The organism is Arthrobacter sp. L77, assembly GCF_000816565.1.
Lineage (GTDB): Bacteria > Actinomycetota > Actinomycetes > Actinomycetales > Micrococcaceae > Arthrobacter_D > Arthrobacter_D antioxidans.
The window spans coordinates 812,079-838,753 of record NZ_JWSU01000006.1; the positions used below are offsets into that span (position 1 = coordinate 812,079).

The window sequence follows — 26,675 nt, forward strand, 5'->3', positions numbered from 1 at the left end:
TGCTCTACCGTTCGTGGGCGAGGCTCAGCGCGGCGTCGACGGTCGACCGGACGAGTGCCTGCTCCTCGGACGAGGCCTTGCGGCCGCGCACGTGCTCGAGGAAGCCGCAGCAGATCTCGGCGTCGTCGCGGGCCTCGGCGAGGCGCTGGCTGTACGTGCGGGTGTCGGCCTGCTCTCCGCCCTCCGGCGCGAAGGCGAGCACCAGCGTGTCCGGGAAGCGGGTCCGCAGGCGTTCCATGGCCCGCGCCGGCCGTTCGGGGTCCGTGAGCGTGATCTGGCAGTAGGCCCCTTCGGCCCAGGCGAGGTCGTCCCGGACCAGCAGGTCTTCGAGCCGCCCGCTGAGGACCGCGAGGTCGCGGGGTGCGGGCCACTCCACGGCCTGGATACCGCCGATCCCGTCCGGGGTCACGTCGAGGAGCCAGGCACCCTTGGCCTGGGTGGCCTCCGAGAAGGAGTAGGCAAGGGGTGATCCCGAGTAGCGCACGGTCTCCGAGAGCTTCTGCCGGCCATGGAGATGTCCGAGGGCGCTGTAGTCGAAGCCGTCGAAGAGGGAGAGCGGCACGGCTCCGAGCCCGCCGATCGCGAGATCCCGTTCGCTGTCGGAGCCTGCCCCTCCCGCGGCGAAGGTGTGGGCCAGGACGATCGAGACGGTGCGCCGCACGGCCGAGCGCGGGGCCAGGTCCTCGCGGATGCGCTCGAGCGCCGCCGCGGTCACCGCGGTGTGGGTGGGGGCCTCCGCCTGCAGGCTCTCCGCGACGACCCGCGGCTCGAGGTAGGGCACACCGTAGATCGCGAGCTCCGCATGCCCGTCCAGGGGGATGATGACGGGGACCGCGATGTCCTCGATGCGCGTGCGCAGGTGGACCCCGCCGCGGGCGAGGATACGTCCGCCGAACCCGAGCCTGGTCGCGGAGTCGTGGTTGCCGCTGCTGATGACCACCTGGGCGCCGGCGACCGTCAGCCGGTCCAGCGCCTCGTCGAACAGTGCGACGACGTCCACCGCGGGCAGGGCCCGGTCGTACACGTCCCCGGCGACCAGGACGACGTCGACGCCCTCCTCACGGACCGTCTTCTCCAGGTTGTCCACGAAGATTCGCTGGGCGTCGAGGGTCCCGGTGCCGTGGAAGGACCTGCCCAGATGCCAGTCCGACGTGTGGAGGATCTTCATGATTTTCACGCTACCGCCGGACGCCGACATTCCATGGATCAGCGCGCGGCGGGGCGGTGACCGGGGTCAGGACCTGGTCCCGGAGGTGCCGGGCTCGCCGTCGCGCGTGGCCCCGGTGTCGGATGCCTCGGTGTCGGATGCCTCGCGGTCGGATGCCTCGAAGAAGGACGCGGCGTCCCCGCGCGCGGGGACGGCTCCGCCGTCGCGCGGGCCGTGCGGCTCGTCGACCTCCACCGGCGCAGCATCCCCTGCGTCGGAGGGCACACCGTCCGTACGGCCCGGGACCCGGCCGGCCGGGTGCCAGGCATCGACACCGCGGTAGACGAGGCCCGCGATCAGGGCACCGACGATCGGCGCGGCCCAGAACAGCCACAGCTGCTGGAGGGCCCAGGGCTCCGCGAAGAGGGCGGATGCGGTGGCACGCACCGGGTTGAGGGCGCCGTTGGTGACGGGCAGGAGGAAGGAGAGGAGGCCGGCGTAGGTGAGGCCCACCGCGAACGGCGCCAGGTCGCGCCGCGCCCGTGCAGAACCTGCGCCGAGGAAGACGGCGACGAGGAGCGCCGTGGCCACGGTCTCCAGCAGGAACGCGCTGGCCAGCGGGAACTGTGCCGGCGAGTGCTCGTCGAAGCCGTTGGACGCGGAGCCGAAGAACTCGCGGATCCCGGAGAGCTGGGCGTTGGCGCTGAGGACCAGCCAGAGCAGTCCTGCCGCGGCGACGGCTCCCAGCACCTGGGCCGCCACGTACGGGGCCACCGACGTCCATGGGGTCCGGCCGGCGACTGCGGACCCGATGGTGATGGCCGGGTTGAAGTGGCCGCCCGAGGCGAAGCCGAACGCGATCATGGCGGCGAGGACCGCGAACCCGAAGACGAGCGGGGGCTGGAGGGCGGTCTCCGTGGCCAGCATGGTGGCACCGAGCCCGGCGAGGACGATGAGGAATGCGCCGACTCCCTCGGCGATCGACCGCGCGGCCGGCCCGGGGCTCCGCTCGGTGTGCGGGGAGGCGGTCGCGGCGGAGGCGGTGTCGTCCGCCGCTCCGGTCGCCGTCGTCTGATGCGTCATGGCTGCACGATCCTTCGTTGGGGACACTGTTGCTCCGGCCGGACGCACGGGACTGCGCCGGGCCGCCGGCAAGCCCTCCATCCTAGCCTGCACGGAGGCCGGGAGCCCTCCGGACGCGGTACGGGCCCGCCTCCTAGACTGGACCGGTGATGACGAACAACACCGCCGACACCGGCAGCCACACGGATCCCGGCACGAGCGGCGCGCGCGCCGTGCAGCATGCACCGCAGGAGGACCCCGCCGCCTACGAGGACCGGGTCCTGGGATGCCTCCTCGGCACGATGGCGGGCGACGCGTACGGCCTCCTGTACGCCGCGGGGGACGATCCGCTGCCCGCCCTGGCTGATCCCTCGGACCTGGCGGTCTCGGACGCCACCCACCTGACCCTGTACACCGTGGACGGCCTGACGGACGCCCTGGAGTGGGCGAACGACGGCGTGGCGGCCGACGAGACCGCCTGCCTGTGGCTCGCATACCTGCGGTGGCTCACCCGCCAGGGAGAACACCTCCCGCCCAGGGCGCCGGCGCCACCCGCCCGGTGGATCGACCGGCAGGAGGACCTCCTCCCGGTGCACGAACCGGACGCCGACACCGTCCGGGCCCTCCTCACCGGCGAGATGGGGACGCGCGCACGGCCCCTGAACCCGGACGCGGAGGGGGCGGGTGCACTGATGCGTTCGGCGCCCTTCGGCCTGGTCCCCCGCATCCCGGCCAGCCTGGTGGAGCGACTGACCCTCGAGGCCGCGGCCCTCACGCACGGGTCCGCCGCCGCCCGGGCCACCGCGGCGCTGTACAGCGGGATCATCCGGTCGCTCGCCATCGACGGCCTCACCCTCGAGGAGGCCGTCGTCGCCGAGCGCGGCGAGGAACGGCACCTGGCCGAGGACGCCGGGAGCGATCCGGCCCGTGCCGCCGCCGCAGGTGCCCTGGGGGGCGTCGCGGCGCACCGCCCGGCCGCCGATCGCACGGTAGTGGGAACGACGACGGCCGCCGCAACCCTGGACGCGGCCCTCCAGGCGGCTCGCGAGGGCGCGGCCGCGGGCTCGCCACGCGAACAGTTCGCTGCCGCCCTGGCGCACGCGGCGGCCGCCGGCCGGCCCGACGCCTCACCCGTGGTCGCGGCGTCGCTCGCGGGCGGCATCCTCGGAGCGCTGCACGGCACGGGGGCGCTGCCGGCCGCCTACCTGGATGCCCCCGGGACCGCCGACGTCGTCCGGTCCATCGCCAGGACCCTCCTGAGGGCGACCACCGGCTCCTGATCCGCGCCCCCCTGGCGCGGCCCACCGGATCCGTCCGGCCGGGAACGGCGCAGCGCCCTAGGCTTGGTCCCATGTGGAACCCCGTCGATCTCCCCCCGCTCGCCGGCGAGCGCATCCTCGTCACGGGCGGCAACGCCGGCCTCGGCTACTTCGCGTGCGAGCAGCTGGCCGCCGCCGGCGCCCACGTGGTGATGGCGTCGCGGAGCGCCGACAGGGCCGCGCGGGCCATGGACGCCATCCGTGGCCGGCACCCCGGCGCCGAGGTCTCCTTCCAGCCCCTCGACCTGGCGGATCTCGCCTCCGTCCGTGCGGCCGCCGCGACGATCGCCGCGGGAGCGCCGCTGAGCGGCCTGCTCGCGAACGCCGGGGTGGTGGGGTCCAGGCGACGGCGGACGACGGCGGACGGCTTCGAACTCCAGTTCGGCACCAACCACCTGGGCCACTACGCGCTGATCGCCCGGCTCCTGCCGTCGCTGTCCGCCGCGGGCACGAGGATCGTGCACCTCGGCAGCATCAGCCACCGCTGGGCGCGCCTCACGCCGTCGTTCCTGCAGCCGGCCTCGTACAGCAGTGCCCGCGCGTATGCGACGTCGAAGCTCGCGGTCATGGCCTTCGGCTTCGAGCTCGCCCAGCGCCTCGATGCCACCGGCAGCCCGGCGACCAGCGTCGTCGCCCATCCGGGACTGGCCCTCGGCATGCTCACACCGGACCGGCCGGGAGTCTCCGCCCGCCCGTTCGTGCCGGCGCCCCGGTGGAGGCAGCGTCTCATGGAACCGGTGGCGCAGGGGAAGGACCACGGCGCCTGGCCGCTCGTGCGCGCCACGCTCGACCGTACGATTCCGAACGGCGCCTACTGCGGCCCGGACGGCTGGTTCCAACTCACGGGGCAGCCTGTCGTCGTCCCGGCGAAACGGCATGCCCGGGAGCGCAACGCCGCGTCCCGGCTCATCGACCTCTCGGCACGACTGACCGGCGTCGACCTCCGCCTCTGAACGACGGGCGGGGATCCGCCGGCGCGGTCACTGGCTGTCCGCCGGCCACCGTCCGCCGGTCATCTGGAGGAACTCGGCTTCGGACAGCACCTCGATCTCTTGGCCCCGCTCGTGCAGTTCGAGCACCCGCCGCGCCTTGCCGGTGACGCGGCCGTTGCGGAGGTCCGAGGCCACGAAGCCGTCGCCGACCACGAGGACCGTGGTGCGCCGGGTGACGGAGCTCGCCGGTTGCGCTCCGAGGCGTGCCGCCCGCTCCTTCGCCTGGGGGCGTGGGATGCCGAGATTGCCGGTGAAGACCACCGTCTGCCCGTACAGCGGATGCCGCGGATCGGCCTGGGCGTTCGCGTGGGGGTTCTCCCCCTCCTCCGGCCAGCCGGACCAGCCCGCGGGCGAGGTGCCGCGCTCGAGGGCCGTGCGCGTGGCCTTCGACAGCTCGTCGACGCCGGGCGCGTAGGGTTCGGCGCGCGAGAGCGGCAGGTTGTGGCATTCGAGCACGCCCTCGACGGTCGGCGCACCGTACCGGCGGGCGATGTCGATCATGATGCCGGCGCAGGCCCGGGCGTCCTCCACGGCGTCGTGGTGGTTGAGCAGGGGCACCCCGGCCGCCTCCGCGACGAACGGCAGGGAGTAGGAGGGCAGCGAGTAGCTCTTCCGCGCGAGCACCACGGTGCAGGCGTAGTCCCAGGCGGGACCCGACAGCGCGGAGACCTCGAGCGCCGACCGGATGACGCCGAGGTCGAACGCCGCGTTGTGCGCCACCAGGACGTCGGAGCCGATGAAGCCGCCGATCTCGGGGAACAGGTCGCCGAACCGCGGGGCGTCCTCGACCATCACCGAGGTGATGCCGTGGATCGCGATGTTGCGGGAGTCGAAGTGGTCGTGGCCGACGGGTGGCCGCATCAGCCAGGAGGCCTCCTCGACGACCCGGCCGTCCCTGACCTTGGTCAGGCCGACGGCGCACGGGGAGCCGCGGAAGCCATTCGCCGTCTCGAAGTCGATGGCCGTGAACGCGATTCCCACGATCCCCAGTTTACCGCCGCCCCCGCGCCTGCCGTTCACCCGAAGTTCACCCCACCATCGGCGCCGTATCCGTGGTCGCGTTCCTATGCTGGACCATGGCCCGCACTGACAGTCCGCACCGGTGGTACCTCTTCGACTACGGCAACGTGATCTCCACGGCCCCGACACCCCAGGACTGGGACCTGCTCGCGGAGTCGGTCGGCGTCGACCGCCTGCAGGAGCCGACCTCCGCCTACTGGCGGCACCGCGGCGCCTACGACGCCGGATCCCTGACCTCCGACGAGTACTGGTCGCTCGTGAGCGGCCGGCGCATCGGGCCGGCCCGCTCCGCGTGGCTGGACGTCCTCGACGCGAACCAGTGGTCACACCTGAACCTCGAGACGCTCGACGTCCTCGAGGATCTGGACGCACGGGGCGAGCGCCTCGCGGTGCTGTCCAACATGCCGGCGGCCATGGCCGTGCAGTTCGCCGGCGCCCCGTGGACGAGGCTCTTCCGGCACAGCTTCTTCAGTTCCTCGCTGCGGCTCGTCAAACCCGCTCCCGCGATCTTCGACCGCGTCCTCGCCGAGCTCCAGGCCGCCCCGGGACAGGTGACCTTCGTCGACGACTCGCCCGCGAACATCGCCGCGGCGAAGGGCATGGGCATCCGCGGGCTGCTGTTCGAGCCGTCGTCGGACCTCTCGCGCCTGCTCGCGGAGGGGCTGGCGGTCAGTCCGGCGTTCCAGGAATGAGGAGGTCCAGGACCGCCTCGACGCCCTGCACACCGGCCACCCAGCCCGGCCGGACGAAGTCCGCCCGCGCCAGCAGGAGGTTCTGCTGCACATCGACCTCCCCGCGACGGGCCTCCACGAGCGTGGTCCCGTTCAGGGCGTAGCCCAGCCGGGTGGACACGCCCAGTGAGGCACCGTTCCACGCCGCGGCCTCGGACACCGCGGACGTCGCGCCCAGGTGGTCGAAGGCGAACTGGAGGACGGCCGCCCGCATCTCGGTCCCCAGCCCCAGGCCCTGGGCGGACCGCGTGAGCCATGAGCCCGAGCCGACGCGACGGAGCAACGGGAACGAGTGGGCGGTGAGGTCCTGCACGCCGATCACGCGGCCCTCGTGCAGGACGGCGAAGTTGATGGCCCAGGCGTCCGTCGAGACCCCGGCGCGGAGTCGCCACTGGTGCTTCGCCGTCTCCGTGATCAGGACCTCCCGCGGCGCGTCCGTCCACGGGACGCTGAAGGGCATCTCCCCCGGGTCGTGGATGCCCGCGAGGACGGCGTCGATCAGTTCCGGCAGATGCTCGTCGCGGACCGGGGTGAGGACCAGCCGGGGCGTCGTGAGGACGAGCCCGAACAGCGGCCAGATGCTGACGAGGGGGTCCGCGGCGGCACCGGCGGACTCCCCGGTCACTGGATCCGCTTCTTCGCGCGGTACTTACGCACCTTCGAGACGACGAAGTAAAGGAGGAACAGGATGATGCCGACGATGACGATCCTCTGGAACGTGCTCGCGTACTGCTCCACGATGTGCCAGTTCTCCCCCAGGTAGAACCCTGCCAGCACGAAGATCGAGTTCCAGATGAGGCTTCCGGCCGCGGTGAGCAGGAGGAACTTGCCGACAGGCATGCGCTCGATGCCCGCGGGGATGGACACGAGGCTCCTGAAGAGCGGGATCATGCGGCCGAAGAAGACGGCGCTGTATCCGTGCCGGTTGAACCAGGCCTCCACCTTGTCGACGTCCTCGAGGTCGATGAGCGGCACCTTGGACACGAGCCGCCGCATGCGGTCCCGGCCCAGCCAGGCCCCGAGGGCGTACAGCGCATAGGCACCGACCACCGAACCGATGGTGGTCCACAGGATCGCCTCGAACAGGGAGAAGTTGCCGCGGCTGGCGGTGAAGCCTGCCAGGGGCAGGATCACTTCGCTCGGCAGCGGCGGGAAGAGGTTCTCGAGGGCGACGGCCAGGCCCGCACCGGGCGCCCCGATGGTCTCCATCAGGTTCACCGCCCAGTCCGTGACGGCGCCGAGGGCCGAGCCGTCCGACGTCGTGGTCGCCGCTGCGACGTGGATCGTCTGGACTGTCTGGGTGATGCTCACGGTGTATCCGTCCCTCTCATGGCGCGTCCTGCGGGACGTGCGGTGCTGGCTGGTGGTGCTGATCAGTGGTGCCGGTGGTGCTGAAGGTCCATCGTGCGGGTCGGCCGGGCGCGCCGGTCAGGACAGCGCCTCGACGAGGTGCGGCAGGAGCGCCCTGAACGCGATGCCGCGGTGGCTGATCGCGTTCTTCTCCTCCGGGGCGAGCTCCGCGCACGTGCGGTCGAGTCCTTCGGGCACGAGGACGGGGTCGTACCCGAAACCGCCCGCGCCGCGCGGGGCGGCCAGGAGCGATCCCCGCAGTTCGCCGCGCTCGGTGTGCCCGGCGGCGCCGTCGGGGTGGGCGAGGGCCGCAGCGCAGACGAAGGCCGCGCCGCGACGCTCCCGCGGGATGTCCGCGAGCTGCGCCAGGAGGAGATCGAGGTTGGCGGCGTCGTCGCCGTGCCGGCCGGCCCAGCGGGCGGAGAAGATGCCCGGCGCTCCGCCGAGGACGTCCACGGCCAGCCCCGAGTCGTCGGCGACCGCGAGGAGGCCGGTGGCCCGCGCGGTCTGCTCGGCCTTCAGCGCGGCGTTCTCCTCGAAGGTGACGCCGCTCTCCACGACGTCGGGGGCGCCGACGGTGGCGGCGTCGACGACCTGCGTGTCGACGTCGAGCCCGGGCACCTGCCCGCGCAGCAGCTCGCGCAGCTCACGCAGCTTGCCGGCGTTGCGGGTGGCCAGGACGAGCCGGGGCCGGGACTGCTCAGGCACCCTGGGAGTCCCGGAGGGTGTCGATCTGGATCTGCGTGAGCTGGGCCGTGCCCACCAGCGCGAGGTCGAGCAGGGCGTCGAGCTCGGCGCGGTCGAAGGGCGCGCCCTCCGCGGTCCCCTGGACCTCGACGAACGTCCCCGACCCGGTGACGACGACGTTCATGTCCGTCTCGGCGCGCACGTCCTCGACGTAGGGCAGGTCGAGCATGGGGACGCCGTCGATGATGCCGACGCTCACGGCGGCCACGGTGTCGGTGAGCGGGGAGGCCGAGGCGGGGATGAGCTTCTTGTCCTTGGCGTACCGGATCGCGTCGGCGAGCGCGACGTACGCCCCCGTGATCGCGGCCGTCCGCGTCCCGCCGTCGGCCTGGAGGACGTCGCAGTCGAGGACGATGGTGTTCTCGCCCAGCGCCTTCGTGTCGATGACGGAGCGCAGCGATCGTCCGATCAGCCGCGAGATCTCGTGCGTCCTGCCGCCGATCTTCCCCTTGACCGACTCGCGGTCGGACCGCGTGTTGGTGGCGCGGGGAAGCATGGCGTACTCGGCGGTCACCCAGCCCTTGCCCTCCCCCTTGAGCCACCGCGGCACCCCGCTGGTCAGCGACGCCGTGCAGAGCACGCGGGTGTTGCCGAACTCGATGAGCGCCGATCCCTCGGCCTGCTTCGACCAGCCCCGCGTGATGGTGATGGTGCGCAGCTGATCGGGTGCACGGCCGTCCGCGCGGAGGACGGGGGCGGTGCTCACGGGGGCAGGGACGGACGTCTGATTCGCGGGGGTCATGGCTCCCAGTCTAGACGGGAGCACATGGGAGATCACTGGCAGGACCGTCTGCTGCACGTCCCCGATCCGGTTGGACCGTCCCCTCAGACGGTGTAGGAGACGCCGGCGACGGCGACGGCGAGATGGCCGTCGTAGCTCTCGCGGGCTTCGCTCACGGCGACATTGGCATCGTTCCAGACCGGCAGGTGGGTCAGGAGGAGGCGCTTGGCCGCCGCCCGCGTGGCGACGTCGCCGGCCCGCTTGCCCGTGAGGTGGACTCCGGAGATGCCGTCGTCGCGGCCCTCGTGGAACGCGGCCTCGCACAGGAAGATGTCCGCGTCGCGGGCGGCGTCCACGAGCCCGTCGCACGCATCCGTGTCGCCGGAGTAGGTGATGACGCGGGTGCGGTCCACACCCTCCGCGTCGGCCTCGGCCACCTCGACGCGCAGCGCGTACGCCTCCTCGATGGGGTGGAGGACCTGGTACGGGGTGATCGTGAAGGGCCCCACCGTCACCGGGCCGCGGTCGGTCCAGGACTGGAAGTCGAAGTCCTCGTGCATGCCCGGGTCGAGCTCGAGCCCGTAGGCGCTCGCCATCCTGTCCGCCGTCGCCGCCGGACCCCACACGGGGATGCGGGGCAGCCCCCAGCCGGAGGGATCCCAGTGGACCGCGACGTGCAGGCCGCACAGGTCCATGCAGTGGTCGGGGTGCAGGTGGGACAGGAAGATGGCGTCGATCTCACGCAGGTCCATGTGCCGCTGCAGGGCGCCGAGCGACCCGTTGCCGAGATCGAGGAGGATCCGCCAGGTACGGCCCTGCCACTGCGCGCTGAGCAGGTAGCAGGACGCCGGCGACTGGGGGCCGGGGAAGGAGCCGCTGCACCCGACGATCGTGAGCTTCATGCCGGGGGGAACCCCGCGGCTGCGATCATCTCGGGCGTGATCCGCGCGAGGCTGCCCGTCGGGTACTGCGCGGCGACGCGGTCCACGTGCTGCACGCTGAGCACCTCGGGGCCGAGGAAGCGGCGGGCGAGGACCTCGAAGCCGGCGGCGTCGCCGGTCGCGACGAAGCGGTGCACGCCCGGCGCGGTGGTCTCGCGCTCGAGGCCGTGCGAGACGAGGGCGCGGTACACGTCCTTGGCCGTCTCCTCGGCGCTCGAGACCAGCGTCACGGAGTCGCCCATGACGTAGGAGATGACGCCGGTCAGCAGCGGATAGTGCGTGCAGCCGAGCACGAGCGTGTCCACACCCGCGGCCCTGAGCGGCCGGAGGTACTCTTCCGCCGTCCGCAGGAGGGCCTCACCACCGGTGACACCGGCCTCCACGAACTCGACGAACGCGGGGCAGGCCACGGAGGTGATCTCGAGGTGCGGCGCTGCCGCGAAGGTGTCCTCGTAGGCTCGCGAGCCGACGGTCGCCGTCGTGCCGATGACGCCGATCCTGCCCGAGCGGGTGGCGGCGACGGCACGGCGCACCGCGGGCTGGATGACCTCGATCACGGGGATGCCGTAGCGCGCCGTGTAGCGCTCGCGTGCATCACGGAGGACCGCGGCGGAGGCGGAGTTGCAGGCGATCACGAGCAGCTTGACGCCGGAGTCGACGAGTTCGTCCATCACGCCGAGCGCGTGTGCCCGGACCCGGGCGATCGGCAGCGGGCCGTACGGGCCGTTCGCGGTGTCACCGACGTAGATGACGGATTCGTGGGGCAGCTGGTCGATGACCGCTCGGGCGACCGTCAGTCCGCCGACGCCGGAGTCGAAGATCCCGATGGGCGCCTCGCTGCGGTCCGTGTTCGTTGGCTCTGGGCTCATAATCCTTCGACAATATGACGTGCCGCCGTTGAAAACTATTCGCCGATCCGTGGGTTTTGTCACAGGCTCCGGTTGGACCGCCCACGGCCGGTCCGGTGGACCGGCGGGTCAGCGCTCCAGCTTCGCCGCTTTCAGCAGCGCCTGCACGAGCGATTCCTGGAGCCAGGTGATGAAGTTGTACACGAGGGCGAGGTAGGACTCGACGTCGTCGACGTCCTTCGAGTCGGCGATGTCGTGGAGCCGTTCGGCGTCCTCCTCCGTCTGGATGCTCAGTCGGTCGGCGAGGACCAGACGGACGTCGTTGAGGGCCTGGGCGAGCAGCCGCGCCTGCTCGCCGGTGAGCGTCATGGGGCTGGACTCGATGAGCAGCGCACTGCTGCGGAGGGCACCGATCTTCTGCTCCCGCAGGGAGCGCTCCGTGAGCCGGCGGAAGGCGAGCGCTTCGTCGTCGTCGCCGCGCACCGCATCCGGCAGGAGGCGCCGGACGGCGGAATCGTCGGGGGCCGTGGCGTCGGCGTCGGCACCGGACATGCCGATCAGTGCCGCCAGCGGATCCTCGCTGGGCGCCGTCTCGGGCTCGAGCATGGAGATGACGTCGTCGAGGAGGGCGCCCAGCAGGCGCGCCTCACCGGGCTCCAGCGCTCCGGTGATGCCCCGGCGCGTCGATTTGAAGGGTTTCGCCATGGGGTGCGCCTACTCGCTTCCGGCTTTTTCGAAGGTGGCCCACAGTCCGTACGAGTGGAGGGCGACGGTGTCCTGCTCCACCTTCTCGCGGCTGCCGGAGACTACGGCGGAGCGGCCCTGCTCGTGTACCTCGAGCATGAGCGTGCGGGCCTTGGCCTCGCTGTAGCCGAAGTAGGACTGGAAGACGAAGCTCACGTAGCTCATGAGGTTCACGGGGTCGTTCCACACCACCACGACCCAGGGCTGGTCGAGGTCGGTCTTCTCGGCCGTCCCCACCGCTTCCTGGGTGTCGGTACCGGTTGCAAAGCCAACTGTCATAAGCGCCATTCTAGGGCGGCTCGCCCGCACCGGGTGGCCGGGTACTCTCTCGGCGGACGCCCGGCTATCGTTTTCAGGGTGACCGATGCCCTGACCACGAACCCGCCGGCCGCTGCCGGTCCCACACCGCCGGCGGTGACCGCGCCGAACAGTGCGCTCTTCACCGACCAGTACGAACTCACGATGCTGCAGGCCTCGCTGCACTCGGGTGCGGCCCACCGCCGTTCCGTGTTCGAGGCCTTCGCACGGCGCCTCCCGGCGGGTCGCCGCTACGGTGTCGTCGCGGGCACGGGCCGGCTGCTGGAGGCGCTGGCCACCTTCCGGTTCGACGACCCGCAGCTCGCGTTCCTCAGCGACCACCGGATCGTGGACGACGCCACGCTCGCCTGGCTCGCCGACTTCCGCTTCACCGGGTCGATCTCCGGGTACGCGGAGGGCGAGGCCTACTTCCCCAACTCCCCCATCCTGACGGTGGAGTCGACGTTCGCGGAGGCCTGCATCCTCGAGACGCTCATCCTCTCGATCCTGAACCACGACAGCGCCATCGCCTCGGCGGCCTCCCGCATGACGGGCGCCGCGGCGGGACGCCCGTGCATCGAGATGGGATCGCGCCGCACGCACGAGGAATCCGCCGTCGCCGCCGCCCGCGCCGCGATCATCGGCGGCTTCGCCAGCACGTCCAACCTCGAGGCCGGCCGGCGGTACGACGTCCCCACGGTGGGTACGGCCGCGCACTCGTTCACGCTCCTCCACGACTCCGAGCGGGCGGCCTTCGAGGCGCAGGTCGCCGCCTTCGGGTGCGGCACCTCGCTGCTGGTGGACACGTACGACGTCGAACAGGGCGTCCGCACGGCCGTCGAGGTGGCGGGCCCGGAGCTGGGCGCCGTCCGCCTGGACTCCGGCGACCTCGTGGCCCAGGCGCGGTGGGTGCGTGAACTGCTCGACGACCTCGGCAACCACACCACCAAGATCGTCGTGACCTCCGACCTCGACGAGTTCGCCATCGGGCTGCTCGCCTCGGCGCCCGTCGACTCCTACGGCGTCGGCACCTCCCTCGTCACAGGGTCCGGCGCGCCGACCGCCGGCATGGTGTACAAACTGGTCAGCCGGCAGGACGACAGCGGCGCGTTCGTGTCCGTCGCGAAGGCTGCGAAGAACAAGGCCTCGGTCGGCGGGCACAAGCACGCACTGCGCCGCCTCGACGAGCACGGCAGGGCGCAGGCCGAGATCGTGGGCATCGGCATCACCCCGGCCGACGACGGCAACGACCGCCCGCTCACGCAGCAGTTCGTCACCGACGGCGTCGTCCTGCCCGGCTGGACCGGGCCGGAGGCCGTCACCCGCGCCGCCGAGCAGCACCTGCGCTCCATCGCCGAACTGCCGGGAGCCGTCCGGCGGCTCCAGCGCGGCGAACCAGTCATCCCCACCGAGTACGAGGAGGCAGCATCATGACGCGCGCCCTGATCATCGTGGACGTCCAGAACGACTTCTGTGAGGGCGGTTCACTCGCCGTCGACGGCGGCGCGCAGGTAGCCGCCGACATCAGTGACCACATCGACGGGCAGGCTGCACGGTACGACTACATCGTCGCCACGCAGGACTGGCACATCGATCCGGGGACCCACTTCTCGGAGACGCCCGATTTCGTCGACTCCTGGCCCGTCCACTGCGTCGCGGACACCAAGGGCTCCGACTTCCACCCCGACCTGGACACCGAGAGCATCGACGCGGTGTTCCGCAAGGGCCGGTTCGAGGCCGCCTACTCCGGCTTCGAGGGCGTCAAGGCTCCCGACGACGAGGTGCCGACGGGCGACCAGAAGCTCGGCGGCGCGACCGTGGACAGCGATGAGGACCCGATGACCCTCGACGACTGGCTGCGGGACCATGACGTCGACGACGTCGTGGTCGTGGGCCTGGCGACGGACTACTGCGTGCGGGCGACCGCGCTGGATGCACTCCAGGCCGGCTACTCCGTCACCGTGCCGGTCGACCTCATGCGGGGCGTGCACGAGGACAAAGCGGAGGAGACGCTCGACGAGCTGGAAGCCGCGGGCGCCGAGCTGGTCCGCTAGCTCCCTCACGGCGAAGGCCGGGCCGGTTCTCCCGGCCCGGCCTTCGCCTTCCCTGCTTCCCGCCTACTTCTTTGCTGCTATTCGGCTACTTCTTGCCGATGAACCAGTCCTGCAGCTTCTGCAGGCGGCGCTGCAGCTGATCCTCGTTGGCCTGCGCCACGGCGGGCCCGCCGCACTGGCGCCGCAGCTCCGTGTGGACCTGGCCATGCGGCATACCCGTGCGGGCCGCCCACGCCGAGACGTTCTTGGCCAGCTGGCCCCGCAGTTCGGTGAGCTGTCGGTGATCCACCACAAGCGGCTCGGCGGCGGGCGCTGCCGCCGGCCGGGACTTGCGGCGCGACTGCTGCTCCTGCTGGCGCTGGCGCAGCAGCTGGCCCACCTGGTCGGCGTCGAGCAGTCCGGGGATGCCCAGGAAGTCCTGCTCGTCCTCGCTGCCCATCTCGCCGCCGGTGCCGAACTCGCCGCCGTCGAAGAGGACGCGGTCGAAGGACGCCTGCGATTCGAGCGCCTCGAACTTCTGTTTGGTCAGGGAGTCCGAGGCCTTGTCCTCGCGGTTCGCGGCCTCCATGAGGGCGTCCTCGAGGCCGAACCCCTCGTCGTCCTTCTCCGGCCGGTCGAGTGCGTGGTCACGCTCGAGTTCGAGCTGGTTGGCCAGCGCCATCAGGTTGGGCACCGAGGGGAGGAAGATCGACGCCGTCTCCCCTCGCCGTCGTGCCCGGACGTACCGGCCCACGGCCTGGGCGAAGAACAGCGGAGTGGCCGTCGACGTCGCGTAGACGCCGACCGCGAGACGCGGGACGTCGACGCCCTCGGACACCATGCGGACCGCGACCATCCAGCGCTTGTCCCCCGCGGAGAACTCCTCGATCTTCGAGGACGCCTTGGCGTCGTCGGACAGGATGACGGTCGGGGACTCCCCCGTGATCCGCTTGAGCTGGCCCGCGTAGGCGCGGGCGTCGTCGTGGTCCGTGGCAATGACGAGTCCGCCGGCGTCGTGCACGGTGCGCCGCACCTCGGTGAGCCGCTTGTCGGCAGCCGCGAGGACGGCGGGGATCCACTCGCCCGCCGGATTCAGTGCCGTCCGCCAGGCCTGCGCGGTGATGTCCTTCGTGACCGAGGCCTCGCCGAGGGACGCCGCCATCTCCTCGCCCGCGCTCGTGCGCCAGCGCATCTGGCCCGAGTAGGCCATGAACATGACGGGGCGGACCACGTGGTCCTTGAGGGCCTGGCCGTAGCCGTACGTGTAGTCGGCACGGGAGCGGCGGATGCCGTCGCGGTCCTCGGCGTACTCCACGAACGGGATGGCCGCGGTGTCCGAGCGGAAGGGCGTCCCGGTGAGGGCGAGGCGGCGGGTCGCGGGCTCGAACGCCTCGCGGATGCCGTCGCCCCAGGAGAGGGCGTCGCCGCCGTGGTGGATCTCGTCGAGGATCACGAGCGTGCGGGCGGCCTCCGTCTTGGCGCGGTGCAGCATGGGCTTGCTCGCGACCTGCGCGTAGGTCACCGCGACACCGATGAACGCTCCGCCGTGGCGTCCGTCGGCGTTCTTGAAGTTGGGGTCGATCGAGAGTCCCACCCGCGCCGCGGCGTCCGCCCACTGGCGCTTGAGGTGATCGGTGGGGGCCACGACGGTGACCCGGTTGACGATGCCCCGCTCCACGAGCTCCGTCGCCACGCGGAGCGCGAAGGTGGTCTTGCCGGCACCGGGTGTGGCGACGGCGAGGAAGTCGCTGGGCGATTCCTGGAAGTACTTCTCCAGCGCTTCGCTCTGCCACTGGCGCAGCTTGGGGGCTGTCCCCCAGGCTGCGCGCTCCGGGTATGCGGGGGGCAGGGCTGCGCCGGCACCGAACAGGGTGTCACTACTCACGCCGGGACAGTACCTTCCATTGGCTTGCTGGGGGCGAGACCGGGGCCGTCACCTGATGACCGGGCCCCTCTCAGACCCGAAACTATACCTGCTGCCGTGAACACCCAGAGAGCCAGCCAGATCGCAACAAAGGTGGGGACGTGACCCGGGTCGGCGTCGTCGTGCAGGAGGGCGAAGAGGGCCCCCGCGCCCGCCGTGCCGACCACCCCGCCGAGCTGGTCGGAGATCTGCAGGGCTGCCGAATTGCGGCCCTGCTCGTGCGGCGCCGACAGTTTCAGCACCAGGACGGAGGTACTGGAGAGCGTCATGCCCATGGCGAAGCCCGACAGCCCCCACACCACGGCCAGCACCCACAGCGGCGCCTCCACCGCCGTGGCCAGGGCGAAGCCGCCGAGGCTCAGGGACAGGATGGAGGAGCCCGCGACCAGCAGCCACTGGCGGCGGAACGTCACGCGCGCCTGGACGAAGGACCCGGCACTCCATCCGAGCGCTCCGGCACTCAGGGTCAGGCCTGCCATCCCAGGGCTGATCTCGCGGGAGCTGACGAGCATGAGCGGGATGAAGGCCTCTGTGCCGAAGAACGCGACGTTGACGAAGCCGCGGGTGGCGATGATGCTCGGCAGGCCACGCCCCAGGACCAGCGTGCCCTTCGGCAGGAGGGCAGGAAGCACGAGGAGGGCGACGACGACTCCGGCGGCCGCGAGGCTCACGAGCCCCGCCACGGTGGCACCGCCGGGATCGTCGGTGTCCGCGAGATGGACGAGTGACCACTGCGCGGCGAAGACACCGGACGCCAGCGCGAGCCCGCGCAGGGTGCGGGCCTTCGCCGATCCGGCGTCGGGGGCCTCGACCGCACCCAGGTCTCTCGTCTTCGGCCAGACGATGATCACCGCCACGAGCACGATCGGCACGACGCCGAGGAACACCCAGCGCCAGCCGACGTGCTCGGTCACGAACCCCGCCACCACCGGGCCGATCAGCGCCGGCAGGACCCAGGCGGCCGAAAGCCAGCCGAAGACCACGGGCCGCGCCTTCTCCGGGAAGGACCGGCCGATCACCACGTAGACCGCGACGATCATGAACCCGCCGCCCAGCCCCGAGATGGCACGGCCCACGGTCACGAGCCAGAAGGCGGGTGCGGCGCCGGCTGCGAGCAGCCCGAGGATCATGAGGCCCAGGCCGACGGCGAGGGCGGGCCGGGGTCCCCTGCGGTCGCACCACGAGCCGGCGACGACGGTGCCGAGCAGCGACGCCGTCAAATACATCGAGAAGGCGAGGCCGTAGCTCGACTCCCCCGAGAGCTCACGCGCCACCGAGGGCATGGCGGTCACCACGGCCATCGCCTCGAAGGCCGCGCAGGTGATGATCGCCAGGATCCCGATGGTCAGGGGGCGCAGCTCGGGCGACATCGCCCGTCCCGTCGCGCCCGCGGATGTACTCGCGGCCTTGCTCATGTCACCTCGGGTTCAGGTCGGGGCGCGTCCCGCCGCGGGTGGCGGGTTGCCTCCTTCGGGACGCGCCAGCGGCGCCGACCAGGGGCCGGCGCGGTGGGCGCTCCGGCCGCGCGGCCGCTGTCAGTCCTTCGGCTTGTCCTTGCCCGGGCGGAGACCGTTGTAGATCTCCTTGCACTCGGGGCATACGGGGAACTTCTCGGGATCGCGTCCGGGGGTCCACACCTTGCCGCAGAGCGCGATCACGGGCTCGCCGGTGAAGGCGGACTCCATGATCTTCTCCTTGCGGACATAGTGCGCGAAGCGCTCTGCGTCGCCGGGCTCCACCTCCTGGCGGACTTCCTCACGCTCGATGGTCGCAGTCGAGCCGCCGGTGCCGGGATCGCGTGGATCGTTTGCAAAGGGATCAGCAGGCATAGTCATGGCGCAAGTCTATCGCCCGGCCCCTGCGGCTTCGAGGTGGCTCGCTCGCATTCCCCGTATATCGGCATCCGGAGTACGTCCGCCGGCCCTCGGGATCGCATTGTTCGGAACCCTGATCATGGGGTCCTGGACTCCCCCATAATGTCGGTGGCGGGCGGGAGAATATGCCCATGAGGACGTCAGTGGAATACGGGATGGAAGTGGATCGGATATTCGCTCGGATCACCGGGCTGAGCGCCGAGAAAGCTCGGATCGACGCCGAACTCGCCGTGAGCACCGAGGAATTGAGGAAAGTCTTCGAAACGAGGATGATGGACCATTTCTGGCCCGGTCGGCCCGGGCCCCACCGCACCAACCTCGCCGACACCACCACCGCCACGGAGATCGCGTGCCTGCTGCGCATCTCCGAACGCACCGCGCACCGCCTGGTCCAGTACTCGGCCCTGCTGGTCAACTACCACCCCCGGACGCTCACCGCCCTTCGCGACGGCGCGATCTCCTGGCCGCACGCCACCACGCTCCTGCACGAATACCTCGGCCTGCCGCACCACGCCGCCACCCGTCTCGAAGAGGCACTGCTGCCCATCGCGGCGGACACCACGGTGCCCCGCCTGAGCTACCGGGCCCGCCGGCTCCGCACCCAGCTCCACCCCGAAGCCCTCGAGAAGCGCGCCCGCACCGCACTCCAGGGACGTCGTGTGGACCTCGAGCCCGCCGACGACGCCATGGCCTGGCTCCACGTCCACCTGCCGGCCACCGACGCCGCAGCGATCGATGCCAGGCTCACCCACACGGCGCGCACCCTCCAGAGGCCCGCCGAACCCCGGACGCTCCCCCAGCTGCGGGCCGACGTCTTCGCCGACCTCCTCCTCAGCGACTCCGCGCGCCCGGATCACGCCGACCAGCCCGATTCGAGTTCGGCGGACGGGTACCGGATCCGGGCGCACATCAACGTCACGGTCCCGGTCCTCACCCTGCTCGGCGTCGACGACGCCCCGGCGGACCTGGAAGGCTACGGGCCCATCCCGGCCGACATAGCCCGCCGGCTCGCGGCACACGCACCCTCGTTCACACGGCTCCTGACCCACCCCGAGACCGGAGCGGTGCTCAGCGTCGGACGCAACACCTACACCGTCCCCGCGGACCTGAAGAAGTGGTTGCGGGTCCGCGACCGCACGTGCCGACACCCGGGGTGCAGCATCCCCGCAGCCCGGTGCGAACTGGACCACACCACACCCTGGTCCCGCGGCGGACCCACCAGCCACGAGAACCTCGCCCACCTCTGCCGCAAGCACCACATGCTCAAGAGCGAGGGCGTCTGGCAGTACGACCAACCCACCCCGGGTACCCTCGTCGCCACGTCGCCGGGCGGCCGGACCTACGCCTGCGACCCGGAGCCTCCGCCGTTCTGACGCGGGACCTCGGACGCAGCATGCTGGTTACCGGGTAGGGGCCTCGCAGCCGATCCCTCGTGGATTCTCGATGCAGTTCTCGCTCACGTTGTGCCCTTCGGTACGCCAGATACTCATGAGGTGGGGCGCCGATACGACCGCCGCTTCACCGGCGACAGGCTGGAAGGGCCCGCCGTCCACCGAGTAGTCGCCCGCGAAGAACGTGGTCAGCGTCAGGTCGAAATCGCCGGTCCGTGCGTACTGGTGACTCGTGGGCGTCCGTGTGTCGAAGGCGGTACCGGCCACCGGGCCTCCGGGGCTGGTCGTCGTTGCACTGGTGCCGTCGCCGTAATTCCACTGATAGGACACCGGACGGGCTTTCAGTACGATCTCCGCGTCCTGGAACTCGAAGGTGAACTCCTGCTCCCGCGCCTGCGCGTAGATGTTGGAGTGTGCGTTCCGGAGCCCGAAGTTCGACGGCTGCGACACGATGGTCGCTGCCAGGACGGGCTGCTTCTGGAACTCTTCGAGGGTGATCACGATCGGTGCTTCTTCGGCAACCTCCGCTCCCTCGACGGGCGGCGCAGGAGGCTCACCGGGATACATGCACGACGACCGGCCGGTCGGAGTCCGCGTTGCCGGCTGCACGTTGTTGTTGATCTCGATCCAGTTGACGAGGATCCCATCGTCCTGGGTGTCGCACTGGGCGTCCATGCGGGGACATGTCGCCGGATCCAGGGCACTCCCGGCACCGGCAGTGCAGGCGCGGACGTAGGTGTAGGAGATCCCGTCATCTTGGGGAAGGACGGCCGGCTGAGCGTCAACCTGCTTGACCTCGGTCGGTCGTTTGCTACCACCAACGACTTGCCTCACTGTATTTCCGGCATTGACCCATCCGGATTCCGATATGCCTGCTGAAGGGCCGCTTTCTTCAGCAGACGCAGGCTGGGAAACAGAAAGGAGCGTGAGCAGGAGAGCAGGTGCGGCAGCTTTCAATGCCTTCATCTCAGGTGCCCTCCGGCGAGCCGAAGTCAAGCATTATCCATTGATTATTTTCCCAGAAGGCAATGGACACTCCGACGACTGGTCCCGTTTTATCTGTGCGCTTTATTTCAAAACCGCTCGAGTCGTAATAGAGAATGTCGGCCTGCGTAATATCAATAAAGGAATTAATTGATCCAGTCGTGTTTTCCGCAAATTCGGTGCTAGTCGAATTTAGAGAAATCTTGCCTCCGTTGATCCAACCGCCATCCGTGTAATGCTTCTGAACCTCCGCCTTGAGGTTGCCGCAGGTTCTACAACCCGGATCGGTCACTGCCTCGAACGGGGCCCAGTCGTTCGTCTCGTAGCCATAGGAGAACAACTCGAGCCAGTACTCCGTGAAGGCCTCGAGACCCTCGGGCGTGTTCTCGTCAGCGAGCGCGGGCTTCACGGGAACGGGGATGTCGGCGGCCGGACCGGCCGATGACGCCGGTGATGGTTCAGGCGTGGCTGAGGGTGTCGCGGACGCCTCAGCGGCCGTGGGCCCAGCCGAGGACGACGGCGGAGCGGAGGTCCGGGCGGATGCGGCGTCCGCATCGTTCTGGCATCCGGTCAGGAGCACCAGGGCCGCTGCCGCGCCGGCAAGAATCGTTGCTGCTCGTCGACGGCTCTCTGCACGCACAGGAAACATGCAACTCCCCCATCACTCGGCCGGTCTCACCGGAATGGGCCTCAGCATATCCCCCGGCACTACGCCGCCTGAAGGTTATGCACAAGCGAAAGGTGCAGAGGGGCTACGCGATCCGCGCCACTCTTGTCAGGGCGATCCGAGGGGCTTAGGGTGCGCGGAGCGGAGCCCTACCTCTCAGCGGTTCGCCGAGACCGCCAGCAGCAGTTCGGGCGCCCTGCGGTCGTACCACCGGCCCCCGGCCCTGATGCCGACCACCAGGAGGGCCCCGCCGAGGATCAGCCCGACCAGCAGGCTCAGCCAGCCGTACAGGGCGTCACCGGTCACGAAGTAGACGATCGTCAGGACGATCTCCGGCAGCACCAGCAACAGCATGACGATCCAGCCGAGGAACTGCACGGCGAACATCAGGAAGTTCGTCCCCGGCGGTGTCTTGAAGGCACTCTCGCCCGGGAGCGGCACGTTGTAGGTGTACCGCGCGGACACGAGGCTCGACAGCCCGGTCCCCGTCAGCAGCAGACCGATCGACAGGCCCAGCATCACCGGGAGGTCCTCCAGCCGCCCCGAGAACAGCAGCGGCGCCACCGTGAGCACCAGGGTGACCGGCAGCGCGAACACCAGCAGCGCGAGCGCCCGGCCCAGGCGGTCGTCGCGCCCGCTGACTCCCGTGGAGAGGTGCAGGCTGAAGGCGGTGTTGTCGTAGGAGATGTCGGCGGAGATGGACCAGGCGAGCAGGAACGCCGTGATGGGGCCGAGGAACGCAAGGACACCGCCCTGGGGGCCGCCCGAGATGACCAGCAGCACGGCGATGAACGGGATGGCCACGAGGGAGGCGAAGTAGCGCGGATCCCGCTGCCAGTACGTCAGGGCCCGGGCGGCCACGGCGCCGGCGGGCGTGGCCGGGAAACGGCCGAGCCAGCCGATGTTCCCGCCCGCCCGCTTGGTCACGGCGTTGTAGGGAGGAGTGACGAGCGCGTGGCTGAGGCTGCGGCTCCACAGCACGAGGAACAGGCCCAGCGTCGCGAGACCGATCAGGAAGCGGAGCGCCGCGACCCCCGCATCGCCGGCGGCGACGTCGGCCGGTGCGGCCCAGAGCGCACCCAGCGGCGTCCAGGCGAGGACGTCGGCCAGTGTGGCGGCGAATCCGGGTGAGTTCTGGAAGCCTGCCGTCACTCCCCCGATGATCGGTCCGAGGAAGATCAGCGGGATGAAGGCGACGATGCCGTTGATGTCCTTGAACCTGCGCGAGCCGGTCATGGAGGACACCGCCGTCGTCACGAGGCGCGAGGCGACCACGCACAGCAGGACGGCCACCAGCCCGCACACCAGCGCGGTCACTGCCGCGGCCGGGTACCGGATCCAGGTGAACACCTGCGCCAGGGCGGCGATGAGGGTCACCACGCCGGGGATGCCCACGATCCCGCCGAGCACGAGCCCCGTGAGGAGCTGCCGCTGCGGGATGGCGAACGTCACGAACCGGGCGGGGTCCAGCGTCATGTCGATGCCGGTCGCGGCGATCGGGATCACGATCCACCCGAGCACGACGGCGGATCCGCCGAGCACCAGGACGGTCCGGATGAGCTCGGGGTCCGCTGCGCCGAGGAACGCGAGCCCGACGACGACGGTCGCCAGGATGCCGAGCCCGTACAGGCCGCCGAGGATCACGCCGACCAGCTGCGCGGTGCTCCGCTTGAGCGAGTTGCGCAGGAGGAGGAGCTTCAGCTTCAGGAGGTCCGCAACCACGACAACCCCTCCGACGTGTTGCGTCCACCGACGAGCTCCACGAAGCGGTCCTCGAGGGTCGCGTCGCCGCGGACCTCATCGACCGTCCCTGCGGCGAGGACGGTGCCTGCGGCGATGACGGCGACGTGGTCGCACATGCGCTGCACGAGGTCCATGACGTGGCTGGAGACGATGACCGAGCCGCCGGACTCCACGTAGCCGGCCAGGATGTCGCGGATGTTCGCTGCCGAGACCGGATCGACCGACTCGAACGGCTCGTCGAGGACCAGCAGCCGGGGCGCATGGATGAGGGCGGAGGCGAGGGCGATCTTCTTGGTCATGCCCGCCGAGTAGTCGACCACGAGCGTGCCGGCGTCGTCGGCGAGGTCGAGCGCACGGAGCAGATCGCCGGTCCGTTCGGCGACGGTCTCACGGTCCATGCCCCGCAGCAGGCCCGCGTAGGTGACCAACTGCTCACCCGTCAGCCGGTCGAAGAGCCTGACGCCGTCGGGCAGGATGCCCATGAGCTTCTTGGCCTCCAGCGGCTGGCCCCAGACGTCGACGCCGTGGACGAACACCTGCCCGAAGTCGGGACGGAGCAGCCCCGTCGCCATCGAGAGGGTCGTCGTCTTGCCGGCGCCGTTCGGGCCGACGAGCCCGTAGAAGGACCCCTGAGGGACCTCGAGGCTCACGCCGTCGACGGCGATCTTCTCGCCGAAGCGCTTGGCCAGCCCGCGGATGCTGAGGGCGGCACTGCCGGCCCTCCCCCGGGGTTCGTTCTCAGCAGATGGCAACGGCACAGGGGAACTCATGGTTCCACGCTAACAACGCGCCGCCGCGCCGATCGTCATCCCAAAGGAGGAAAAGGGCGTCGTCAGTAGGACCCGGCTCGCTCGTACTGGGGTGCGGGCACCAGCTCGTGTCCGAGCTCCTGGGCGGCGCGCATCCACCAGTGCGGGTCGCGCAGGGCGGCCCGCGCGATGAGTACGACGTCGGCCCGCTCGCCCCGGATGATCTCCTCCGCCTGGCGTGGATCGCTGATCAGGCCGACGGCGCCGGTCGGGACGCCGGAGGAGCGCACCTCCTCGGCGAGCGACACCTGGTAGCCCGGCCCCACGGGGATGGAGGCGGACGGGACCGCACCGCCGGAGGACACGTCGACGAGATCGACGCCCTCCTCGGCCGCCCGCTTCGCCAGCCGGGCGGAGGCGTCGCCGTCGAGCCCGCCCTCGGTCCAGTCGGACGCCGAGATGCGCAGCAGGAGGGGCATGCCCTCCGGGATGGCGCGTCGGACCGCGCGGACCACCTCGAGCGTGAGCCGGAACCGGGCCTCCTCCGAGCCGCCCCAGCCGTCGGTCCGCGTGTTCACCAGGGGCGAGAGGAACTGGTGCAGCAGGTAGCCGTGCGCGGCGTGGATCTCCATGGTGTCGAAGCCGGCGTCGACGGCGAGCGCGGCGGCGGCGCCGAAGTCGCGGATGATCTGGTGGATGTCCTCCTCGGTCATCGCCCGCGGCGCGGCATACGCACCGAACGCCTCGTCCGTGGGGCCGAGGGTCTGCCAGCCGCCGTCGGCCTCCGGCACCGAGTCCCGCTTGCCGCTGAACGGCCAGTACGTGGACGCCTTCCGACCCGCATGGGCCAGCTGGACCGCGGTCTTCGTGCCGACGGCGCCGTGCTCGTGGATGAAGTCGTTGATCCGCCGCCACGCATCGGCCTGCTCCTGCGTGTGGATGCCGGCGTCCCGCGGGGTGATCATGCCCTCGGGGCTGACGGCGGCCGCCTCCGTGATGACGAGTGCCGCACCGCCGAGCGCGAACTGCCCGAGGTGCACCAGGTGCCAATCGGTCGGGACACCGGGTGCGCCGACGGGATCGCACGAGTACTGGCACATCGCCGCGACCCAGCCGCGGTGCGGCAGCTCGAGGGAGCGGAGCGTCATCGGATCGAACAGGCCAGGGGCACCGGCCGGGGAAGCTGCGGGAGTCATCGTGGTCCTCGGGGGTGGGGAGCGGAGCGGCCGGGGGCCCGGCAGGGCACCCCGGCAGGAGCGTCTAGAACAGGGCCCGGGCCAGCGCGCTGCGCGCCTTCGTCACGCGCGGGTCCGTGACACCGACGACGTCGAACAGCTCCAGCAGGCGCTTGCGGGCAGCGTCGCGCTCCTCGCCGGAGGTCCGGCCGATGAAGGCGATGATGCGGCCGAAGGCGTCCTCGACATGCCCGCCCATCAGGTCCAGGTCGGCAACGGCGAGCTGGGCCTCCAGGGCGTCGGGCTCGTCGGCCCCGCGCTGGCGGACCTCGGCGGCGTCGAGGTCCTGGATGCGCTCCATAAGTTCCACCTGTGCGAGTCCGGCTTTCGCGTCGGCGTCCGCCGGCTGCTCCGCGAGCGCCCGACGGTAGGCTGCCGCAGCGGCGCCGTAGTCGCCGCGCTCGATCGCGTCGAACGCCTCCTGGTGCAGGGGCGGCAGGGGCGGCTCCTCCGCAGCGGCCGGACCGGGCTGGGAGCCGTCGTTGAGCGTGCCGGTCACCCCGTTCGCCTCGGCGACCTTCATCAGCTCGTCGAGGTAGGCGCGGATCTGGGGCTCCGGCAGGAGGCCCTCGAAGAGGGGGACGGGCTGGCCCTTCACCACGGCGACGACCGTCGGTGCGCCCTGGGCCTGGAAGGCCTGGGCGATCTGCGGCTGCGCCTGGAGATCGACGTTGGCGAGCAGGATCCGGCCGTCGGACTCGATGGCGGCGGCCTCGAGCACGGCGGTCACCTGGGTGGACTGGTCGCTGTAGGTGGCGCGGAGGTTGACCACCACGGGTACCTGGGACGAGAGCTGCACGAGCTGCGGGAAGGTCTGTTCCGTCACCTCCACGATGTACGGGCTCGGTCCCGCGGCGGTCTGCCGGGCCGCGGCCGGCCGTGCGGCCGCATCCGCGCGTGCCTTGAGGGCGGAGAGGTCGACCGCTCCCCGCAGGTTCATGCTCGACGGCGGCATTCCGCCCCGCTGTGCTGGTGTGGACAATGCTCTGCCTTTCTGTGACTGCTACTGGTGGACCCGGGAGGGAGAAGCCGGGAGATGTGGGGCGCGGGTCAGCGGAGGGTGGCCGACAGCAGCTGCTGGGCGGCACCGATGACCCGGATCTTATCCTCGCTGCCCGCGGGCGGTACGTACATCATGACGGCCTCGCCGTAGTTGACGTCGATGCCCTTCTCGCTGACGGCTTTCCCGGTCAGCGCCTGGTACACCGTGCCCTTCAGGTCGATCGTGTCGCCGCTGGCCTTCGGGACGCTCGAGTAGGTGTGCGTGAGGTACCCGAAGACCATCGCCCCGCCGTCGCCCGTCATGAGGGCCTGCGTCTGGTCCTCCTGGGCCGCGTGCGTGAAGGTGATCGTCGCGGCCTTGTTGCCCGGATCCGCGACCACCCCGTCCTGGAACCCGGTGATCGCCTCGGCGAAGGAGTTCTCCTCGAACGTCTCCGCCTCGGGGCCCGAGGGCTTCGTGAGGAAGTCCGCGATGGATGCCACGGAGGCCTGCGGTGCACTCGCGAGAGTACCCGGGTCGTCGACCGGCACGGTTCCGGTGGCGCCCGGAGCCGGCGGCGAGGGGAACGTGCTGCCCGGCAGCATCTGCACGGCCGAGGTCAGCCGGTAGTTCTCCCGCGGCGTCTCCTGGACCAGCAGGAGCGCCTGCGGAACAGGGTTGTCCCCGCCCTGCGTCAGGGCGACGATCGTCCGGGGCCACTCTGTGCCCGTGGGGACCATATCGAGCAGGAGCGGCGACGCGGCGACGGGCGCGGGGGCCGCGGCGCCCGTGTCCTTGGCGCGCACCGCATAGGCACCGGTCCGGAGGTCCAGGGCTGCGCCGTCGGCCCGGGGGGCGAGGAGGGCCGCGTCGGAGGCGGCATCGGCGTCGGCCACCGTGGACGCGACGGCCCGGAGGATGCGGTCGAGCTGGACGTCGAGGACGACGGGCGGCCCGCTGGCCTCGCTGCCGGCCGACGGTGCCCCGTTGACGGCTGCCGTGGAGGACGGCGCGGGCGACGGCGTCGTCGTCGCCATCGAGGGAGCGATGCCCAGGAGCGACCCTGACCCGACCAGGCCCGAGACGAGGAGTACCGCCTCGAGACCTCCATCAAGGAGGGCATTGCCCAGGACNATCCGAATCCCACCAGTTGTTGATAGTCATGTGCTAAGAA

At 70.9% G+C, this 26,675-nt stretch carries 27 protein-coding genes; 6 read left to right on the top strand and 21 right to left on the bottom strand.

Annotated features, from left to right (window positions below; all coding sequences use genetic code 11):
- Positions 1–4: 4 nt before the first annotated feature.
- Both RY94_RS13880 and RY94_RS13885 read right to left on the bottom strand, forming a co-directional pair.
- On the bottom strand, positions 5–1,168 hold the full coding sequence (locus RY94_RS13880) for an exonuclease SbcCD subunit D (RefSeq protein ID WP_043446015.1): 1,164 nt from the start codon (positions 1,166–1,168) through the stop codon (positions 5–7).
- Between the two features lie 66 nt (positions 1,169–1,234).
- Positions 1,235–2,230 carry an aquaporin gene (locus RY94_RS13885; RefSeq protein ID WP_052274365.1) on the bottom strand — a complete coding sequence of 332 codons (996 nt, stop codon included), beginning with the start codon at positions 2,228–2,230 and terminating at the stop codon, positions 1,235–1,237.
- Between the two features lie 149 nt (positions 2,231–2,379).
- Here RY94_RS13885 and RY94_RS13890 point away from each other — a divergent pair, with 149 nt between their 5' ends.
- Positions 2,380–3,489: an ADP-ribosylglycohydrolase family protein gene (locus RY94_RS13890; protein WP_052274366.1), complete on the top strand. Its 1,110-nt coding sequence runs from the start codon at positions 2,380–2,382 to the stop codon at positions 3,487–3,489.
- A gap of 71 nt (positions 3,490–3,560) precedes the next feature.
- The gene (locus RY94_RS13895) at positions 3,561–4,481 is read left to right on the top strand and encodes an SDR family NAD(P)-dependent oxidoreductase (RefSeq protein WP_043446017.1); all 921 of its coding nucleotides are present in this window, start codon (positions 3,561–3,563) and stop codon (positions 4,479–4,481) included.
- 27 nt (positions 4,482–4,508) lie between these two features.
- On the opposite strand, the gene RY94_RS13900 is transcribed toward RY94_RS13895, so the two are convergent.
- Positions 4,509–5,501 carry an exonuclease domain-containing protein gene (locus RY94_RS13900; protein WP_043446782.1) on the bottom strand — a complete coding sequence of 331 codons (993 nt, stop codon included), beginning with the start codon at positions 5,499–5,501 and terminating at the stop codon, positions 4,509–4,511.
- Between the two features lie 95 nt (positions 5,502–5,596).
- On the opposite strand from RY94_RS13900, the gene RY94_RS13905 reads away from it, so the two are divergent.
- On the top strand, positions 5,597–6,232 hold the full coding sequence (locus tag RY94_RS13905; RefSeq protein WP_052274367.1) for an HAD family hydrolase: 636 nt from the start codon (positions 5,597–5,599) through the stop codon (positions 6,230–6,232).
- Here the strand turns inward: RY94_RS13905 and RY94_RS13910 are convergent.
- The 8 genes from RY94_RS13910 to clpS form a co-directional block, all read right to left on the bottom strand.
- Positions 6,210–6,896, bottom strand: coding sequence for a GNAT family N-acetyltransferase (locus RY94_RS13910; RefSeq protein ID WP_082046361.1), 687 nt, complete (start codon positions 6,894–6,896; stop codon positions 6,210–6,212). The genes RY94_RS13905 and RY94_RS13910 overlap by 23 nt on opposite strands.
- Complete coding sequence (locus RY94_RS13915) at positions 6,893–7,582, bottom strand: DedA family protein (RefSeq protein WP_442853453.1); 690 nt, start codon at positions 7,580–7,582, stop codon at positions 6,893–6,895. Before RY94_RS13915 ends, RY94_RS13910 begins: the two co-directional genes overlap by 4 nt.
- 117 nt (positions 7,583–7,699) lie before the next feature.
- Positions 7,700–8,329, bottom strand: coding sequence for an RdgB/HAM1 family non-canonical purine NTP pyrophosphatase (rdgB, locus tag RY94_RS13920; RefSeq protein WP_043446020.1), 630 nt, complete (start codon positions 8,327–8,329; stop codon positions 7,700–7,702).
- The gene (gene rph / locus RY94_RS13925; protein WP_052274368.1) at positions 8,322–9,110 is read right to left on the bottom strand and encodes a ribonuclease PH; all 789 of its coding nucleotides are present in this window, start codon (positions 9,108–9,110) and stop codon (positions 8,322–8,324) included. The genes rdgB and rph overlap by 8 nt, the downstream gene beginning before the upstream one ends.
- An 83-nt stretch (positions 9,111–9,193) precedes the next feature.
- Positions 9,194–9,991: an MBL fold metallo-hydrolase gene (locus tag RY94_RS13930; protein WP_043446023.1), complete on the bottom strand. Its 798-nt coding sequence runs from the start codon at positions 9,989–9,991 to the stop codon at positions 9,194–9,196.
- Positions 9,988–10,899, bottom strand: coding sequence for a glutamate racemase (gene murI, locus RY94_RS13935; RefSeq protein ID WP_043446026.1), 912 nt, complete (start codon positions 10,897–10,899; stop codon positions 9,988–9,990). Before murI ends, RY94_RS13930 begins: the two co-directional genes overlap by 4 nt.
- Positions 10,900–11,007: 108 nt before the next feature.
- Entirely contained in the window at positions 11,008–11,583 is a 576-nt protein-coding gene (locus tag RY94_RS13940) for a DUF2017 domain-containing protein (RefSeq protein WP_043446028.1), read from the bottom strand.
- Between the two features lie 9 nt (positions 11,584–11,592).
- The gene (clpS, locus tag RY94_RS13945) at positions 11,593–11,901 is read right to left on the bottom strand and encodes an ATP-dependent Clp protease adapter ClpS (RefSeq protein ID WP_043446031.1); all 309 of its coding nucleotides are present in this window, start codon (positions 11,899–11,901) and stop codon (positions 11,593–11,595) included.
- Between the two features lie 183 nt (positions 11,902–12,084).
- On the opposite strand from clpS, the gene RY94_RS13950 reads away from it, so the two are divergent.
- Together RY94_RS13950 and RY94_RS13955 are read left to right on the top strand one after the other, a co-directional pair.
- Positions 12,085–13,353 carry a nicotinate phosphoribosyltransferase gene (locus RY94_RS13950; protein WP_231554555.1) on the top strand — a complete coding sequence of 423 codons (1,269 nt, stop codon included), beginning with the start codon at positions 12,085–12,087 and terminating at the stop codon, positions 13,351–13,353.
- Positions 13,350–13,973 (top strand): isochorismatase family protein, encoded by a 624-nt coding sequence (locus RY94_RS13955; protein ID WP_043446033.1) that lies wholly within the window; start codon positions 13,350–13,352, stop codon positions 13,971–13,973. The genes RY94_RS13950 and RY94_RS13955 overlap by 4 nt, the downstream gene beginning before the upstream one ends.
- Before the next feature lie 85 nt (positions 13,974–14,058).
- Here the strand turns inward: RY94_RS13955 and RY94_RS13960 are convergent, their stop codons facing one another.
- The 3 genes from RY94_RS13960 to RY94_RS13970 form a co-directional block, all read right to left on the bottom strand.
- Positions 14,059–15,837, bottom strand: a complete 1,779-nt coding sequence (locus RY94_RS13960; protein WP_043446037.1) for a DEAD/DEAH box helicase — start codon at positions 15,835–15,837, stop codon at positions 14,059–14,061.
- On the bottom strand, positions 15,834–17,291 hold the full coding sequence (locus tag RY94_RS13965) for an MFS transporter (RefSeq protein ID WP_082046362.1): 1,458 nt from the start codon (positions 17,289–17,291) through the stop codon (positions 15,834–15,836). Before RY94_RS13965 ends, RY94_RS13960 begins: the two co-directional genes overlap by 4 nt.
- 120 nt (positions 17,292–17,411) lie before the next feature.
- Positions 17,412–17,711 (bottom strand): DUF3039 domain-containing protein, encoded by a 300-nt coding sequence (locus RY94_RS13970; RefSeq protein WP_043446040.1) that lies wholly within the window; start codon positions 17,709–17,711, stop codon positions 17,412–17,414.
- A 170-nt stretch (positions 17,712–17,881) separates the two neighbouring features.
- Here RY94_RS13970 and RY94_RS13975 point away from each other — a divergent pair, with 170 nt between their 5' ends.
- Positions 17,882–19,123 (top strand): HNH endonuclease, encoded by a 1,242-nt coding sequence (locus RY94_RS13975; RefSeq protein ID WP_197060677.1) that lies wholly within the window; start codon positions 17,882–17,884, stop codon positions 19,121–19,123.
- A 27-nt stretch (positions 19,124–19,150) separates the two neighbouring features.
- On the opposite strand, the gene RY94_RS13980 is transcribed toward RY94_RS13975, so the two are convergent.
- The 7 genes from RY94_RS13980 to RY94_RS14005 all read right to left on the bottom strand — a co-directional run bounded on the left by RY94_RS13980 (position 19,151) and on the right by RY94_RS14005 (position 26,538).
- Entirely contained in the window at positions 19,151–19,816 is a 666-nt protein-coding gene (locus RY94_RS13980; RefSeq protein WP_052274371.1) for a PKD domain-containing protein, read from the bottom strand.
- A gap of 292 nt (positions 19,817–20,108) precedes the next feature.
- Complete coding sequence (locus RY94_RS17975; protein ID WP_156135180.1) at positions 20,109–20,765, bottom strand: DUF6318 family protein; 657 nt, start codon at positions 20,763–20,765, stop codon at positions 20,109–20,111.
- A gap of 183 nt (positions 20,766–20,948) precedes the next feature.
- Positions 20,949–22,514: a hypothetical protein gene (locus tag RY94_RS13985; RefSeq protein WP_043446043.1), complete on the bottom strand. Its 1,566-nt coding sequence runs from the start codon at positions 22,512–22,514 to the stop codon at positions 20,949–20,951.
- Positions 22,496–23,305, bottom strand: a complete 810-nt coding sequence (locus RY94_RS13990; protein WP_082046364.1) for an ABC transporter ATP-binding protein — start codon at positions 23,303–23,305, stop codon at positions 22,496–22,498. The genes RY94_RS13985 and RY94_RS13990 overlap by 19 nt, the downstream gene beginning before the upstream one ends.
- Before the next feature lie 62 nt (positions 23,306–23,367).
- Positions 23,368–24,480 carry an NADH:flavin oxidoreductase/NADH oxidase gene (locus RY94_RS13995; protein ID WP_052274373.1) on the bottom strand — a complete coding sequence of 371 codons (1,113 nt, stop codon included), beginning with the start codon at positions 24,478–24,480 and terminating at the stop codon, positions 23,368–23,370.
- A gap of 64 nt (positions 24,481–24,544) precedes the next feature.
- A complete protein-coding gene (locus RY94_RS14000; RefSeq protein ID WP_043446046.1) occupies positions 24,545–25,501 on the bottom strand; it encodes a tetratricopeptide repeat protein in 957 nt (318 codons plus the stop codon).
- Positions 25,502–25,569: 68 nt separating this feature from the next.
- Complete coding sequence (locus tag RY94_RS14005; RefSeq protein ID WP_043446048.1) at positions 25,570–26,538, bottom strand: hypothetical protein; 969 nt, start codon at positions 26,536–26,538, stop codon at positions 25,570–25,572.
- Between the last annotated feature and the right edge of the window lie 137 nt (positions 26,539–26,675).